Here is a 14,445-nt window from a genome sequence, read left to right on the forward strand (position 1 = left end):
CTAAAAATCTTTATAAAAGCGATAAATGAATAAAAACCCAGCCCCAAACATCGCCGTTATCAAGCTCTCCGCCCTGGGCGACATCGTTCATGCGGTAGTCATCTTGCAGTTTATCGAAAAGCACTTACCGCAAGCTAAAATAACATGGTTTGCCGATGCTAAATTTAGCGAGATTTTGTTCCTTTGCCCGCAAATTTCGCGCGTCGTATCGCTACCGCTAAAAAACGGCGAATACAAAAAAAGCTTGGAGCTGATCGCCTCTGCTAAGCAAGAGGGCAAATTTGACTACATCATCGACTTGCAAGGGCTGATCAAATCCGCCGCGGTTGCGAAGCTTCTTGGCAAAAACAGCTACGGATTTGACAAATTTAGCGTCAAGGAACCGCTTGCAGCGCTGTTTTATAGGCATAAATTTAATTGCGACTACGGAGAAAATATCATCTTGCGAAATTTAAAACTTACGGCTTTTGCTTTAGGCTTTAGTTTTAGCGAGGATGAAATTTTAGCCAAACAGCCTTGTTTTAGCGCCTCGCAAAGTAAATCGCAAAGCCCAAAAAAGAAAATTTTGATAGCGCCCTTTGCTAGCGAGCCGAGTAAAATTTACGATAAATTTGGAGATGTTATCGCTCTGCTAGACGAGCCGCAAAATGAAATTTTCGTCTGCTTTAACGGCGAAAAAGAGGAAAAAGAGGCTCTAAATTTGATCAAAAACTCAAACGCAAAACCGCTAAGCTTAAACCTAAAAGAGCTCGTAAATTTTATCTCGTCCTGCGATCTTGTTATCGGCAACGATAGCGGCGTGACGCATATAGCTTGGGCGCAAAATCGCCCCTCTATCACGCTTTTTGGCAACCGCCCCGCAGAGCGAAACGCCTTTGCTAGCCCCGTAAATTTAACGCTGGATGCCGGCAAAAAAATAGACGCGAAAAAGATAGACAAAAGCGACTTTTGCGTGCGAGACATCGCGCCGCAGGCCATCGCAAACGCGGCAAAAAGGCTGCTTGATGCGTGATTTATTTTACCTTTGGCTTTATAGATTTTTTAAATTTATCTTTACCGTTACGCCCGCGTTTTTGCTGGATCCTTTTTTAAATTTCATCGCGTTTTTGTTTTATAAATTTGACGCCAAACACACAAAAATCATCAGAGCAAATCTAAATTTCGCCTACGCGGGCGAGCTAACGGCCGCGCAAAAAGAGCAGATCGTAAAAGACACGTACCGTAACTACGCCAAATTTGCGGTAAATTTTATAAAAAACCAAAACGCGAGTAAGGAAAAAATCCTAGAAAAAGTCGAATTTAAAAACGAGCAAATCCTGCAAAACGCGCTCGCTTCTGGTCGCCCGATCATCGTGCAAACTGCGCACTACGGGCAGTGGGAGCTCTTTTCGCTGGCGATGGCGGCAAAATTCGGCGGCGTTAGCATCGTCGGACGCGCTCTTGATAGCGCGGTCATGCAGCGCATTTTGGCGGCAAACCGCACCCGCTTTGATATCGAGTTAATCGATAAAATGGGCGGCGCCAAGCAAATTTTAAAAGCGGTCAAGGCGCGCCGATTAGTCGGCATTCTAGTCGATCAAAACACCGCCAAAGAGGAAGGCGTAGAGGTCAAGTTTTTCGGACGAAAAGTCCTGCATACGCCTGCGGTTAGCATCTTCGCGCAAAAAACGGACGCGCTCATCGTGCCGGCCTTTATCCGCGAAAAAGGGGCAAACCTCAGCGAAATTTGCTTTTTCCCGCCGATTGACGTTAGGGATTTTGACAAAGACGAAGCCGTGCTAAAGGCAACGCAAGCTCAATCAGACGCCACCGAGGCCGCCGTGCGCGAGAAGCCGGACGAGTACTTTTGGTTTCACAAACGCTTTAAGCATTTTAACGAGGAAATTTATAAATGCTAAGCGTCGTAATCCTCACGCTTAACAGCGAAAAATACCTCGCCGAGGCACTACAAAGCTGCGAATTCGCAGACGAAGTCGTCGTGGTCGATAGCGGCTCGCAGGACGCCACTGAGCAAATTTGCGCAGGATTTAAAAACGTCAAATTTCACAAGCAAAAATGGCTGGGATTTAGCGCGCAAAAGCAGCTGGGAGTGGATATAGCTCGCAATCGCTGGGTTTTTGTGCTAGATAGCGACGAAGTGATTTTAGAGCCTTTGCGGGAGGAAATTTTGCAGGTTTTGCAACGCCCCGAGTTTTGCGCATACGAGGTAGCTCGCGCAAATATCTTTTTCGGTAAAGAAGTGCGCACTATGGGGCTTTATCCAGACTGCGCGGTTAGGCTGTTTGATAAAACGCGGGCGGAATTTGACGGGCGCGAGATACACGAAAAGGTCGTTTTAAAAAGCGCGGCGAAAACGGACGAACAAACTCCGGCGGACGGCGCAAATTTAACCGCCGCCAAAAATCAAATCGGCAGGCTAAAAAACCACTTCAAACACTATGCCTATGATAGCATCGAGCAGTTTATCGCCAAGCAAAATCGCTACTCGAGCCTAGGAGCAAAGGGCGCGAAATCAAGTAAATTTAAAGCCGTTTTAAATCCCGCGTGGACGTTTTTTAAGCTATTTTTCCTAAAAGGCGGCTGGCGCGAGGGCTGGCGCGGCTACGTGATAGCAAGGCTTTACGCGCAATATACATTTTGGAAGTACGTAAAATGAAAGATAAAAAAATCAAAATCCTAGTTATGAAATTTAGAAACATCGGCGACGTGCTACTCACGACTCCGCTCATCGAAAACCTGCGCCGCATCTACCCTGACGCGCAGATAGATTTCGCGCTAAACAAGGGCACGGAAGCGATGATCGAAGGCAACCCGAACATCCAAAACATCCACGTCTACGACCGCGCAAATATAAAAGAGGTCGGCTTTTTCAAACGACTTTGGCGCGAGCTAAAATTTATCCATAAAATCAAAAAGCAAAAATACGACATCGCCGTGCAGACCACGACGGGCGACCGCGGCATCATCATCGCCAAATACGCCAAGATAAAAACCATCGTGGGCTTTGAGGGCAAAAACAAGACCGTAAATAAAATAATAACTCACAAAGCCCCTAAAATAGGCGGCCTACGCCACACCGTGGATAGAAATCTAGACGCCTTAGCCGCACTCGGGTTTGAGCCTAACGGCAAAAAAGTGAGCGTGCACTTTGATCCAGGCTGCATCAGTCATCTAAATTTACCGCCTAAATTTATCCACGTGCACCTAACCAGCCGCTGGATGTTTAAGTGCGCGGACGACGAAACCATGGCTGCGATAATCGACTTTTGCGAGAGCCTTGGCGTGCGGGTCGTGCTAACGGCCGATAACAACGACGCCGAGCTAAAAAAGCTGGACGACGTGCTGGCGCTGTGCTCCTCTGGCCCCGTAAATCTAGGCGGTAAACTCACCCTAAAACAGACCGCCGCGCTATCAAAGCGCTCAGCGATGTTCATCGGCGTGGATACGGCGATCATGCACCTAGCCGCGGCCAACGACGTGCCCGTGATCGCGCTGTTTGGGCCCAGCGGGGCGTTTGAGTGGGGGCCGTGGGACAACGATCTGGACGCAAACGGCTACACTCAGCGCAACGGCAACCAAACTATGGGCAAGCACGCGGTATTTCAAAAAGACTGGGACTTCGTGCCGTGCGACAAAGAGGGGATGATAAAGCACGGCGTGGAGCGAACGCTGATGAGATTTGAGGGCGAGGAGCTAGAGGCGATAAAGAGAAAAATCAGGGAAAATTTGAGCCAGAGCTAGGCAGGCTTTGTAAAATGTGGCCGCTTTGGCTAAATTTTACGAGCAAATTTGAGCCGCGAGCGGTAAGTTTGGCTGTTTTGGTCAAATTTGGCGATTAAATTTATCGGTCGGGCTTGTCATAAAATCAAATTTGATTTGAACGCCGGCCGTCAAATTTGACCTTCTTGATTTTATAAATTTGAGCGCTTAAATTTGACGCCTAAGCCTTCTTTTCGTTAAACATGTATGAGATCACGAAAACGAGCAAACAAACGGGCGCGAACGCAAATGCAAACGTCACGCTCCAGCCAGCAGCCTGCTCGCCCCAAAAATACCCCGCCACGATGCATGCCAAAAACCCGCCGTAAAAAGCGCCGAGCGATAAATTTTCTACCGCAAAAAGCAGCAAACTGAGATTTGGATTTTTAACAAACAGCTTGCTTGGCTTAAAATTTTTATACCTTTTGAACAAATACCAAAGCAGCGCGCAAGCTAAAATCGCAAATGCCGCCACAAAAACGGCAATCCTTAGCGCGCCTCAAAAGGCAAAACCGCTAAAATCAAAGATGTCACCCACCAATCAAGCAAGAAAACCATCGGCAAAGCAAGCAGATATCTCGCCGTCCTGTGAAATTTATACCTTTGCTCTGCACTCATCATATTTTGCTTTTTTCTAAATTTTACGATCAAAGCTTTTCAGCCGCCTTTGCCGATGTATTTTTTGATCTCGTTGAATGATTCTTTTACATTTTAAATTTGAGCCGAATTTACGCAGATCGAACCAAATCCACCAAAACGCCGAATTTTACTCAAATTTAGGCAAATTTTACTTTTTTATCTTCGAGTATATCCCGCCCAAAAAGTCGTTTTGGTAGATAAAAAGCGTGCGTTTTAGCCATGCGGCGTCCTTTTTAGCAGCGATGCGCTTGATAGCCGATAGGTCACCGTCAGGTCTATTTATACCTCGCTGCGTCGTGAAAAACGCCTCGTAGCCTGCCTGCCTAGCTAGACGCATCAAATTTTCGTCGTATTTGCCGCGCGGCCAACACAAAATTTTGTCCTCGATGCCCAAATTTGCGCGCATAAACTCGCGGCACCGAGCGAAATTTTCCTCAGGCGGGAGCGCGCCGAAATACTCGTCAAAATGCGTGTGCGTATGCGAGTGAAAGTCAAAAACGTCCCGCATTGCCGCTATCTCGTCAAGGTTTAAAAACACGTCCTGCGGTCGCTGGGGGGCTGCTTTTTTGTATTCGGAGTGAGTTAGCTCGATAAACTCGCCCCGCCGCATGCTCGCGCGCTCTATCCACTGCGTCACTAAAAATATGCTCGCCCGCAGCCCAAACTCGCGCAAGATAGGGTAGGCGTAGACATAGTTGTCCTTCCAACCGTCGTCAAAGGTGATGAGAACGCTTTTTTTGGGCACGGCTAGCTGGCCTTTTTTATAGGCGATAAATTCGCCCATCGTGAGCGTTTTGTAGCCCGCCTCGGCGAGAAACCGCATCTGCAAGGCAAAATCCTCCGCGCTAGAAGCGATAAATCCACCCCTTTTTAAAACGTGATGATACATCAAAACGCTAACGCTCATTTTTTACATCGACCTTCGATTTAAATAAAATAAGAAATCCGATTAAATAAAAAAGGTATAAAATTCTTAAATTATATGTCTCAAACAACCCTCTTACGCCAAAATACGCTATAGCTGAAATAAAAACTCCGGCAAATAATAAATTTTGCGTACTTTTAAAAGAACTTAAACTTTCTTTTAATAAATAGAAAAATGATAAAAATAAAAATGAAACCCCAATAATTCCGTAATAATATATATTGCCTATAAAAAAAGGCTCGTCATTAAACCAATGTCTTTTTCCGTCCCTTATGGACATCATGAAAATTTCGATACCCTTTTCATCCGACTTGTCAGCTAAAAATTTATCATATAAGTGCTCGCCGTGCCCAAGTCCCAATATCCATCTATTAGTTTCAAAAAGCAAGGGGAGCCTTTCTTTTAATATCAAATCCCTGCCCGAACTATGCAATCCTTGCGATAATTTAGAGTTTGCAATGGATGAATTAAAAAATAAAACCCCTATACTTAAAAAGCAAAGCATTCCAATGACAAATAATTTTTTAAAATTTTTCTTTAAAAAATCTCTATGTTTACTGAAAACCAGAAATATAAATAACAAAATAAAAGCAACAGATACGCCAAGCCAGCTACCTCTAGCGCCGCCCAATATATCCATAGCAATAGCAATACAACAAAAAATAACCATAAAAGCTTTTACAGCATTGCTTTTAAAAAAAATTAAACCCAACAAGGCAAATACCATAAACCTGTCCGCAAACAACGAATATCCTCTATGCACTATTCTTCCAGCCTCCGGATCCGCACTTGAAATTTTGTCCAAATTTTCAAAAATCGGCAATGCATAGTAAACGGTAATAAAAATAAATGCCGCCAATATGGAATAAAAAAGGATTTTTTGCTGTCTTTCTTTGCCGTTTGAACAAACAAGCACTACAAATAAAAATGCAACCCCTCTTCCAAATTCGCTAAAAGCTTTTTTTGCGGAACCAAAAGAATCGTCATATGGAAAACAAGATATCAAAAGTGCATAAGCAACAAATAAAGCTAAGAATATTAGACTCATTTTAGCATGGCTAAAATTTGATTTAATTCTTTGCAATACTTCACCTTTACGCAAAAATAACATTGTAAAAGCTAGCAAAACAGCAGTATAGAGCGATATGTTTTTAACAGCGGTAAAGCTTACGTGATGCTCGCAAACTATAAACAAAAAGAGAAGATATATTATTAAATTTTGACAAAAATCAAACACCTTTTGCTTGGTCATACACTCTCCATTTTATTAAGTGCGCGATTATAACAATATTTAATTAAAAATCATGTAAAATGGCCTATTTGATTAAATCAGAGGATTTATTTTTGATATATTTTTTATTTTATTTAATACTTTGGCCGTACCTTAAAATAACAAGCTGTTTTAAAAAACCATCCAATAAAATTTTGCTCATACAAACCGCTAAAATCGGCGACTACGCAAACTCGACCGTGATCTTTGAAAAGCTGGGCAAATTTGACGTGCTAATCGACGAGATAAACCTAGCCCTCGCAAAACACGACAACCGAATAGAAAAAATATTTACGATAAATAACGTAAAGCGTAAAAAAACCTCTAAGCTAGGACTCGCGCTCGAGCTTTTTTCGCGCAACTACGAGAGCGTCTACGTGCTGATGCCAAACAGCCTAAATCTCTTTTTGGCGCGCTGCACGCTAGCTAAAAACATCGTCACCGTGCATCACTACGCGGCATCTAGCGACTTTGCCCTGCTGGCGCTCGGTATGAAAAAAGTGCCGCATACTTTGCAAGACCTCACGCTGCTAACCTACCTAAAAACGGTCGGCATTAGCGAACTAAGATATGAAAAATGCTTGCAAAAACCGCTCGTTATACCGCACGAAAATATCGTAAAAAGCGGCAAATTTAAGATCGGCGTGAGCCTGAGCGCTGGCAATAAAATGAAAACGCCGCCAAAACATACTTGGGAAAAAATCTTTGAAATTTTCGCTAAATTTGACTGCGAGGTTTACATTTTCGGCGTCGGCGAGGAGGCTGCACTGCTAAAAAACCTACTCGCTGAAAATGCGGACGAAAAGCAATCAAAAGCTCAAATTTGCAGCCAAAACAGCACTAGCGACGGGTCAAATTTTAGCTCGCAAATTTGCGATACTTACGTCAAAAGATTTGGCGAAAACGAGATAAAAATCATCTCTTTGATAGATAAAATCAAGCTTGAGGAGTTGCCGTTTTACCTCTCGCAGATGCAGCTTTACGCGAGCTCTGATACCGGCAACTACTACGTCGCAGACAGCGTGCGCACGCCCACGATCTGCCTGATGGGGCCTTGTTTTGCCAGCGAGCAAAGGGGCGTCGCCGACTCGCTCGTGATAAACTCGCATTTGCCGCCCGTTAGCTCCGTGTTTAAAACCGTGCGGGATATCGACGCGAGCGCGTTTTTCGAGCTTAGCGAGCAAAACCTCGCAGACATCGAGGCTTTCGTCAAAGTTCGCTATATATCCTATCTATCCCGCGAAGATAATTTTCTATGCTAAATGCCTTTATAACGGCATCGTCGGGGCTTTTTGAGGCGGGTTTTCGCAAGCTCTCAAAGCAGGCTAAAAGCGCGTCCGAGCTTCTTTGAACTATAAAAAAATCTTGCTTTTTCGAGGAGATTTCATAAATCTCTCTTATGACGGCGATATCAGAGTACACGACGCCAAGCCCGCAGCCAAGCGCCTCGATGACGACTCTAGGCAGTCCCTCGTCGCTGGAAAACCCAAGCACGTAGTCGCACGCGGCGTAAATCTCGTCCATCTTGGAAACAAAGCCCAGATACTCGGCCTTGTTCGATTTTATCAGCGCGTCAAATTTGGCTTTCGCGCCCGCTTTTAGCTCGCCTCCGCCAGCAAAATAGACCTTTATATCGCTTCTTTTTAGTCCCGCAAGCGCGTCAAAAACGAGCTCGTGCCCCTTTAACGTCAGGAAATTTGCGGGCATTACGATATTTATCTTTTCGGCGTCAAATTTGGCTTTTAGGGCGCCGTTTTTATCGTCGCCGCTATTTTTTAAATTTGACCGAGAATGGCTCAAATTTTCATCCGTCTCAGACTTTTCCTGACCTAAAACAGGCGCCTCTACAGGATTGTAAACCACGTTTTTAGGCATATTTATCTGCGCGGCGTAAAAATCATAAGTCGCGTTTGAAACGCAAACAGGCGTAAATTTTAGCCGCTTTAAAATCTCAAGCTTAAAGGGCTCGACGGCCGAGTTTTTACGCAAATGCTGTACTACCGCGATATTTAGGGCGTTTGCGGCGGCGATGTAAGCAAGATTGGTTGAAAAGTGATTATTTAGATGAAGGATATCTGGGCGCACCTGCCCAAGCAAGCAAAGCGCGTAGTCGTAGTCTTTTTTATAGAGGTATTTTGCTAAAATTTGACCACCCAGAGCGCGTAAAAGCTCTTTTTTTAGCTTTGAGGGTTGCTTTTTTGGTTCAAATTTTATAAATTTAGCCCCGGCTTCTTCGATGATTTTCGAGATTTTGCGTCCGCCCGCCTCGTAATCGGTCTCAAAAAACGCGCAAAGCTCGTATTTTTGCTGCGCGGCAAGCCCACGCAAAAGATACAAAAAACTCTTCGTCCCGCCCCCGTATTCGCGCCCCGTATCGACGAACAAAATCTTTTTCAAATCATTTCCTTTAGCATCTCCCAGACCTCATCGGCTCCTATTTGCAGCATACACTCCTGAAATTTGCAGTTTTTACCGACGCAAGGCGAACAGGTGCGCGGCTTTTTGATAAATTTATGGATGTTTTCGTCAAAATCCGGGTTTGAATTTACGGGCGACGCGACTGCAAAAAGCCCGATCGTAGGCGTTTTTAGCGCAGCTGCGACGTGCAGCGGACCGGTATCGGGCGTGACAAGCACGTCAAGCCTAGCTATCAGCGCGGCAGCCTCTCGCAGACTAAATTTACCCGCCGCATCTATCACGTGTGCGCTTCTTAACTCCTCGTCTAACTGCGCGGTCATCGCTCGCTCGGCGGGGCTGCCCGTTAGCACGATGACGGCGTCCGTGCGCTCCAAAATAATTCCCGCCAGCTCCCGCCAACGCTGCCAAAACCACTGCCTGGAAACCGTGCTAGCCCCCATCTGAAAGCCGATAAATTTGCGTTTGCCGTCTTTTTTTAGCATTTCATCGACGCGGGCGAAATCCTCATCGCGCAGATACAAATTTAGCCTCGTGTCGCGACTTCTGATGCCTACGAATTTAAGCTGCTCGAGGCGGTTTAGTACGACGTACCTCTCATCTCCGTAAGGCTCTGGCGCGTTTGAGTGAAAGGGGCTAAATTTACTGCCGGCATTTGGCAGCTTAAAGACGTATTTGGCCCCGCTTAAAACGGCTAACGGCGTAGCCTGCGGCTCGTTTGAGTGCAGGATAAAGATGGCGTCGGGTTTTATCTTTTTTAGCTGCGATAAAGCGCGTAAAAAACCGCCTTTTTTGCCGTCGTAAAGCAAAATTTCATCGATATTCGGATCGGTTTTAAAAAGCGGCGCGGTAGATGGATTTAGTAGCGCGACGGTGCGTACGTGCGGGAAATTTTGCCGAAAGACGCGAAAAACAGGCGTATTAAAAATCGTATCGCCAAGCGCGGTGTTGCTAAAAAAACAGACCGTTTGGACGGGCTGCGTAACCAGCTGCGTTTTGAGCACGCTTTTAAAGCGCAAAATGAGCCTAGCCGCGCTCTCAAAGAGCTTCATACATCGCTTCCGTCTGCGCGACCATCGTTTCTATCGAGAAGTTTCGCACGATAAATTCCCTCGCGTTCGCGCTAAATTTCGCCCGAAGCGCCGCGTCTTCTATCAGCGTTTTTAAGGCCGCTTTGAGCGATTCTTTATCGCCGTTTTTAAACAAAAGCCCCGTTTCGCCGCTACTTATCGCCTCACCGATACCGCCCGCGTCGCTACCGATGCAAGGCACTCCGCACGACTGCGCCTCGAGCAGCGCCGTGCCTAGCGCCTCCATCTTTGAGGGCAGCGCGAAAACGTCAAAACTGCCCAAAAACTCGCTCACGTCGGTACGGGAACCTAGCATATAGATGTTTGGAGTCTTAATTTTTTTTAGATTTTCTTCCTGCGGACCGTCGCCGACCACGACTAAAGCGGCATTTGGCAGATTTAGCTCGCTAAAAGCTTCAAATAAAAGCTGATGATTTTTCGCCGCGCGCAAGACTGCCACGATACCCACTACGACGCAGTCCGCGCTCAAATTTAGCTCCGCTTTTATATCTTTTTTAAAATTTGGATTAAACCGCGCTGTATCCACGCCTGTATAGATAACGTCTATCAAATTTCCCCGCACGCCCTGCGAGACGAGCTGGGCTTTTACGGCGTTTGAGACGGCTATGATTTTATCATTTACGTTGTAGCTAAACGCCGATCTGATCGGTGTTTGCAGGTGTCTAGTGCGCACGACTTTGGCGCCCGTTAGCTTTGCTACGATCGCGCCGATGTTGCCGTCCTTACCAGAGTGCGTGGCGATGATGGAGATACCTTTTTCGCGCACGAAACGGCAAATTTTAAAAATTTCAAAAATATTATAAACCTTGCTCAGATTAAATTCCACAAATTCGCAATCAATGGGCTTTTCAAAGCTTTTTGAGCCGGGATTTAGCGCGTAAAATACCTTAAATTTATCCTTGTTTAGTCCGTTTATGACGCGCTGCGTGCGGTGCTCCTGACCGCCGAATCCTAGCGAGCTTTCAAGCTCTAGGATGTTGATTTTGTCCGTCTTTTTCATATATTTTTGACCGCCTCGTAGATTTCCTCGTCCGCCGCGTCCTGCGCATTTTTACTAGCGCTTTGCAGCACAGCGCACTCCGCTCCGCCGTAAATCGGAGCCCAGCGAGAGGCGTCCGTTTTACCAAGCACCAGCACCGTTTTTACGCCAAGCGCGGGAGCCAAATGCGCTACGCCGCCGTCAAGCGTGAGGACAAATTTAGCCGCCCAGATGTAGCCCGCAAGTTCATCTAGGCTCGCTGTCGCGGCAAACTCTACGCCCGCTTCTTGCGCTACTTTTTGGCCTAGTTTCACGTCCTCGGCACTAACGGCGACGCGTCCGAAATTTTGCTTTAAAAACGCCAAAATACGTAAAATTTTAGCCTCGTCCATACGGTTTTGCTCCACCCTTGATGAGACGTGAAAAAATACGAAATCCTTAAATTTCTCGCTTTTAAAGCTAGGTACGTAAAGCGTCTTTTCCCCGTCAAATTTCGCTCCCAGCGGTGCGGCTAGCTCATAGCAAAGCAGCACCTCGTGAGGCGGCGGATTAAAGTTTAGCTTATGTGTTATCAACGAACCGCCCTCGTTTTGCTTTGCCGCGCCTATGGTCGTTTTAGCTGCGGCGGCTCTAGCAAATATCGCGGCAGAAGGCGAATAGGCGCTTCTAAAAATCACCGTCGCATCGTATTTTTCGCGGCGAATTTGAAGCAAAATTTTACATTTTCCCAAAAATGCCCGCACCTTTGCCGCCGCTCCTTTTACGTGCTTTGGTTTAGTATAGATATAAATTTTATTTAAAAACGGATTGCCGCGAACGACGCATGCGTTTAGACTATTTACCACGATGTCGATCTGTGCACGCGAATGAGCCTTTCGCAGTGCTTCAATCGCCGGCGTCGTGCAGATGAGATCGCCGATATTATCGTTTCTAACGAGCAAAATTTTCACGATTTTCCTTTTTTTGCGCGATTATACCTATTTTACGCTTATACTTATTTACGCCCTAATCCCTCGCACGCCCGGCATAACCTAAAATTCATCAAAAAACTTATAAAATACCGCTAAATTTTAAAAGGCGAACATGAAAAAAATAGTATTTTTAAGGCTCGATCTAGACGCTATCGGCGGGGCGCAGAGATATCTCTCGCGGCTCGTTAAAGCTCTAAAAGATTCGGGCGTTGCGTGCGAGACGCGCGGATTTAACGGTAGCAAAAAGCTAAGCTCGTGGATCAAAGCCCTGCTTTTTAACTCGCAAGCAAGGCGGCAAAAGAGCGCGGACGAGATTTATTTTAGCCTTGAGCGCATCACCTGCGCCGACATCTACCGCGCGGGCGACGGCGTGCACAAAGTCTATATGAAAACTAAGCCGTTTTGGTTTGTAAACCCGCTAAATTTCGTTATTCCGCACCTTGAAAAACGCACTTTTAAAAATACCAAAAAAATCATCGCCAACTCAAATTTTATAAAGCGTCAAATTTGCGAGACCTACGCCGTCGCCCCTGAAAAGATCGCGGTCGTCTATAACGGCGTAAATTTGCCTACGCGCGTGCAAAAAGGTTCGGCAAAGCTCGCTCTTTGCGAGGAATTCGGACTTGATTTTCACCTACCGACGCTGCTGTTTGTGGGAAGCGGCTTTAAACGCAAGGGCGCGGAGGAGTTTTTACGCATCGCGGCTCGCCTAAAAACCCGCGTAAACTGCCTGATCGTCGGCCGCGACAAAAACGCCGCCCGCTACAAAAATCTAGCCAAGGAACTCGGCCTGAACGCCGTATTTACGGGCGCGCAAAAAAGTGCAGCGAGATTTTACGAAGGCAGCGAGCTGTTTTTGTTTCCGACGGCGTACGAGCCGTTTTCAAACGTCGTTTTGGAGGCGCTTAGCTACGGCTGCGTCGCTATCACGACCGCTCAAAACGGCGCCGCGGAGATACTACCGGGGGAGTTTGTGATGAGTTCGCCGCAAGACTACGACATCTGCGCTCTGATCGACGAGATCCTAAACGACGACGAGCGGCTAGCAATGCTACAAGAGCGAAATTTGGCGCTTGCCAGCGAGTTTAGCATCGAAAAAAACGCGAACGCGACGCTGGAGATCATACGTGCGAATCTTGATTGAGCTACCGACTTGGCTGGGCGACGCCGTGATGGCAAGCGCCGCGGTGGAGGCCATCGCAAAGCATACGGCGGCGTTTGACGCGGGAAATTTGACGGGCAAATTTGAAAATGAGCGAGATTTTAGCTTTTCGTCGCAAAATTTCGGCTCGGTAACGCAAGAAATTCAAATTTTTAAAAACGATACGCCAAATTTGGACGGTAAATTTGAAGCTGTCCGCGGCGCAAATTTGAAGGCAAACGCGCAAGAAAATCAAAATCCGCAAAATTTAAAAAAAGAAACGCAAAAGCCCGTCAAAATCGTATTTTTCGGCTCGTTTGCGGCGTGCGAACTTTTTAAGGCTCATCCAAACTGCGAGCGCGTCATCGTTGATAGCAGCAAAAAGGCTAAATTTAGGCTCTGGCGGCTATTTTGGCAGGCTAGAAATCTCGGTAAATTTGACGCGGCGTTGAGCTTTAGAAGCTCTTTTGCGAGCAAGATTTTACTTTACGGGGCGCGGGCGGAGAGAAAATTTGTTTTTCAAAAGAGCAAAGACGGCGCGCATCAGGTGCAAAAATACCTAAAATTCGTCAAAGCGGCGTTAAATTTAAAACGGGCGGACGACGAGCTGAAGCTTTACTTTGAGCCGCGCAAATTTGACGCTCCGGTGCTCGGACTAAATCCGGGCGCTAGCTACGGAAGCGCCAAACGCTGGTATCCTGCCTATTTCGCGCAGGTGGCGCTGCATTTTAAAGACGAGTTTAAGATTATGATTTTCGGCGGCTCGGGCGAGCGGGATATGTGCGAGCAGATCGAGCAAATTTTACGCCAAAACGGCGCAGCCTGCGAAAATCTAGCGGGCAAAACGAGCGTGCGGGAACTTTGCGAAATGATCGGCGGCATCGGGCAAAGCGGCGGGATATTCGTCACGAACGACAGCGGCCCGATGCATATCGCCGCAGCCTACAAGACGCCTACGATCGCGCTTTTTGGGCCTACGAGATTTACGCAGACATGTCCGTGGCGCAACGAAAACGCCCGCATCCTGCACCTAAACCTAGAGTGCATGCCGTGTATGAAGCGCGTCTGCCCGCTAAAAACCCACGCCTGCATGAAAGATCTCTCGCCGCAAGCCGTCATCCAAACGATCGAGCGAGAGTTTTTTGCCAAAGCGCAAGGAGATTAGGCGTTTTAGCGAGCGCGCGGCTTTTTCTTGAGCAACCGCAAATAAGCAAAAGCTCCTCGCGCACAAATGCTTTTTAAAACGGCGAGAGAC

The 14,445-nt window shown here is 46.6% G+C and carries 15 protein-coding genes; 7 read left to right on the forward strand and 8 right to left on the reverse strand.

The genetic code is table 11. From position 1 onward, the window contains the following. The first annotated feature begins 25 nt into the window (after nt 1-25). The 4 genes from waaC to rfaQ are packed head-to-tail and all read left to right on the forward strand — an operon-like array spanning nt 26 to nt 3,741. Complete coding sequence (gene waaC / locus E4V70_RS02870) at nt 26-1,012, forward strand: lipopolysaccharide heptosyltransferase I (RefSeq protein ID WP_122861957.1); 987 nt, start codon at nt 26-28, stop codon at nt 1,010-1,012. Further along, nucleotides 1,005-1,898, forward strand: coding sequence for a lipid A biosynthesis lauroyl acyltransferase (locus tag E4V70_RS02875; RefSeq protein ID WP_122861956.1), 894 nt, complete (start codon nt 1,005-1,007; stop codon nt 1,896-1,898). Before waaC ends, E4V70_RS02875 begins: the two co-directional genes overlap by 8 nt. Beyond that, nucleotides 1,892-2,656 carry a glycosyltransferase family 2 protein gene (locus E4V70_RS02880; RefSeq protein ID WP_122861955.1) on the forward strand — a complete coding sequence of 255 codons (765 nt, stop codon included), beginning with the start codon at nt 1,892-1,894 and terminating at the stop codon, nt 2,654-2,656. The genes E4V70_RS02875 and E4V70_RS02880 overlap by 7 nt, the downstream gene beginning before the upstream one ends. Then, nucleotides 2,653-3,741 carry a putative lipopolysaccharide heptosyltransferase III gene (gene rfaQ / locus E4V70_RS02885; protein ID WP_122861954.1) on the forward strand — a complete coding sequence of 363 codons (1,089 nt, stop codon included), beginning with the start codon at nt 2,653-2,655 and terminating at the stop codon, nt 3,739-3,741. The genes E4V70_RS02880 and rfaQ overlap by 4 nt, the downstream gene beginning before the upstream one ends. Nucleotides 3,742-3,940: 199 nt before the next feature. Here the strand turns inward: rfaQ and E4V70_RS10675 are convergent, their stop codons facing one another. From E4V70_RS10675 to E4V70_RS02900, 4 genes are all read right to left on the reverse strand, one after another. Beyond that, nucleotides 3,941-4,234, reverse strand: a complete 294-nt coding sequence (locus E4V70_RS10675; RefSeq protein ID WP_172603244.1) for a hypothetical protein — start codon at nt 4,232-4,234, stop codon at nt 3,941-3,943. Between the two features lie 14 nt (nt 4,235-4,248). Then, nucleotides 4,249-4,380, reverse strand: a complete 132-nt coding sequence (locus tag E4V70_RS11060; protein WP_269472413.1) for a hypothetical protein — start codon at nt 4,378-4,380, stop codon at nt 4,249-4,251. A 166-nt stretch (nt 4,381-4,546) separates the two neighbouring features. Continuing rightward, on the reverse strand, nt 4,547-5,305 hold the full coding sequence (locus E4V70_RS02895; protein WP_122861953.1) for a polysaccharide deacetylase family protein: 759 nt from the start codon (nt 5,303-5,305) through the stop codon (nt 4,547-4,549). After that, nucleotides 5,295-6,575: an O-antigen ligase family protein gene (locus tag E4V70_RS02900; protein ID WP_122861952.1), complete on the reverse strand. Its 1,281-nt coding sequence runs from the start codon at nt 6,573-6,575 to the stop codon at nt 5,295-5,297. Before E4V70_RS02900 ends, E4V70_RS02895 begins: the two co-directional genes overlap by 11 nt. A 173-nt stretch (nt 6,576-6,748) precedes the next feature. Between E4V70_RS02900 and E4V70_RS02905 the strand changes: the two genes are divergently transcribed. Next, nucleotides 6,749-7,855, forward strand: coding sequence for a glycosyltransferase family 9 protein (locus tag E4V70_RS02905; RefSeq protein ID WP_232037801.1), 1,107 nt, complete (start codon nt 6,749-6,751; stop codon nt 7,853-7,855). Here the strand turns inward: E4V70_RS02905 and E4V70_RS02910 are convergent. From E4V70_RS02910 to E4V70_RS02925, 4 genes are read right to left on the reverse strand one after another with little or no spacing between them, the layout of a single operon-like run. After that, complete coding sequence (locus tag E4V70_RS02910) at nt 7,803-8,990, reverse strand: glycosyltransferase family 4 protein (RefSeq protein ID WP_122861950.1); 1,188 nt, start codon at nt 8,988-8,990, stop codon at nt 7,803-7,805. The two genes, E4V70_RS02905 and E4V70_RS02910, sit on opposite strands and share 53 nt — an antisense overlap. After that, nucleotides 8,987-10,060 carry a glycosyltransferase family 9 protein gene (locus E4V70_RS02915; RefSeq protein ID WP_122861949.1) on the reverse strand — a complete coding sequence of 358 codons (1,074 nt, stop codon included), beginning with the start codon at nt 10,058-10,060 and terminating at the stop codon, nt 8,987-8,989. The genes E4V70_RS02910 and E4V70_RS02915 overlap by 4 nt, the downstream gene beginning before the upstream one ends. Then, nucleotides 10,047-11,099, reverse strand: coding sequence for a glycosyltransferase family 4 protein (locus tag E4V70_RS02920; protein ID WP_122861948.1), 1,053 nt, complete (start codon nt 11,097-11,099; stop codon nt 10,047-10,049). Before E4V70_RS02920 ends, E4V70_RS02915 begins: the two co-directional genes overlap by 14 nt. Continuing rightward, nucleotides 11,096-12,028, reverse strand: a complete 933-nt coding sequence (locus E4V70_RS02925; protein WP_122861947.1) for a glycosyltransferase family 9 protein — start codon at nt 12,026-12,028, stop codon at nt 11,096-11,098. Before E4V70_RS02925 ends, E4V70_RS02920 begins: the two co-directional genes overlap by 4 nt. Nucleotides 12,029-12,161: 133 nt before the next feature. On the opposite strand from E4V70_RS02925, the gene E4V70_RS02930 reads away from it, so the two are divergent. After that, nucleotides 12,162-13,193 (forward strand): glycosyltransferase family 4 protein, encoded by a 1,032-nt coding sequence (locus tag E4V70_RS02930; protein ID WP_122861946.1) that lies wholly within the window; start codon nt 12,162-12,164, stop codon nt 13,191-13,193. Continuing rightward, the gene (gene waaF, locus E4V70_RS02935; protein ID WP_390886755.1) at nt 13,177-14,355 is read left to right on the forward strand and encodes a lipopolysaccharide heptosyltransferase II; all 1,179 of its coding nucleotides are present in this window, start codon (nt 13,177-13,179) and stop codon (nt 14,353-14,355) included. Before E4V70_RS02930 ends, waaF begins: the two co-directional genes overlap by 17 nt. Nucleotides 14,356-14,445: the final 90 nt, after the last annotated feature.

This window comes from Campylobacter showae (genome assembly GCF_900699785.1).
GTDB lineage: Bacteria > Campylobacterota > Campylobacteria > Campylobacterales > Campylobacteraceae > Campylobacter_A > Campylobacter_A showae_D.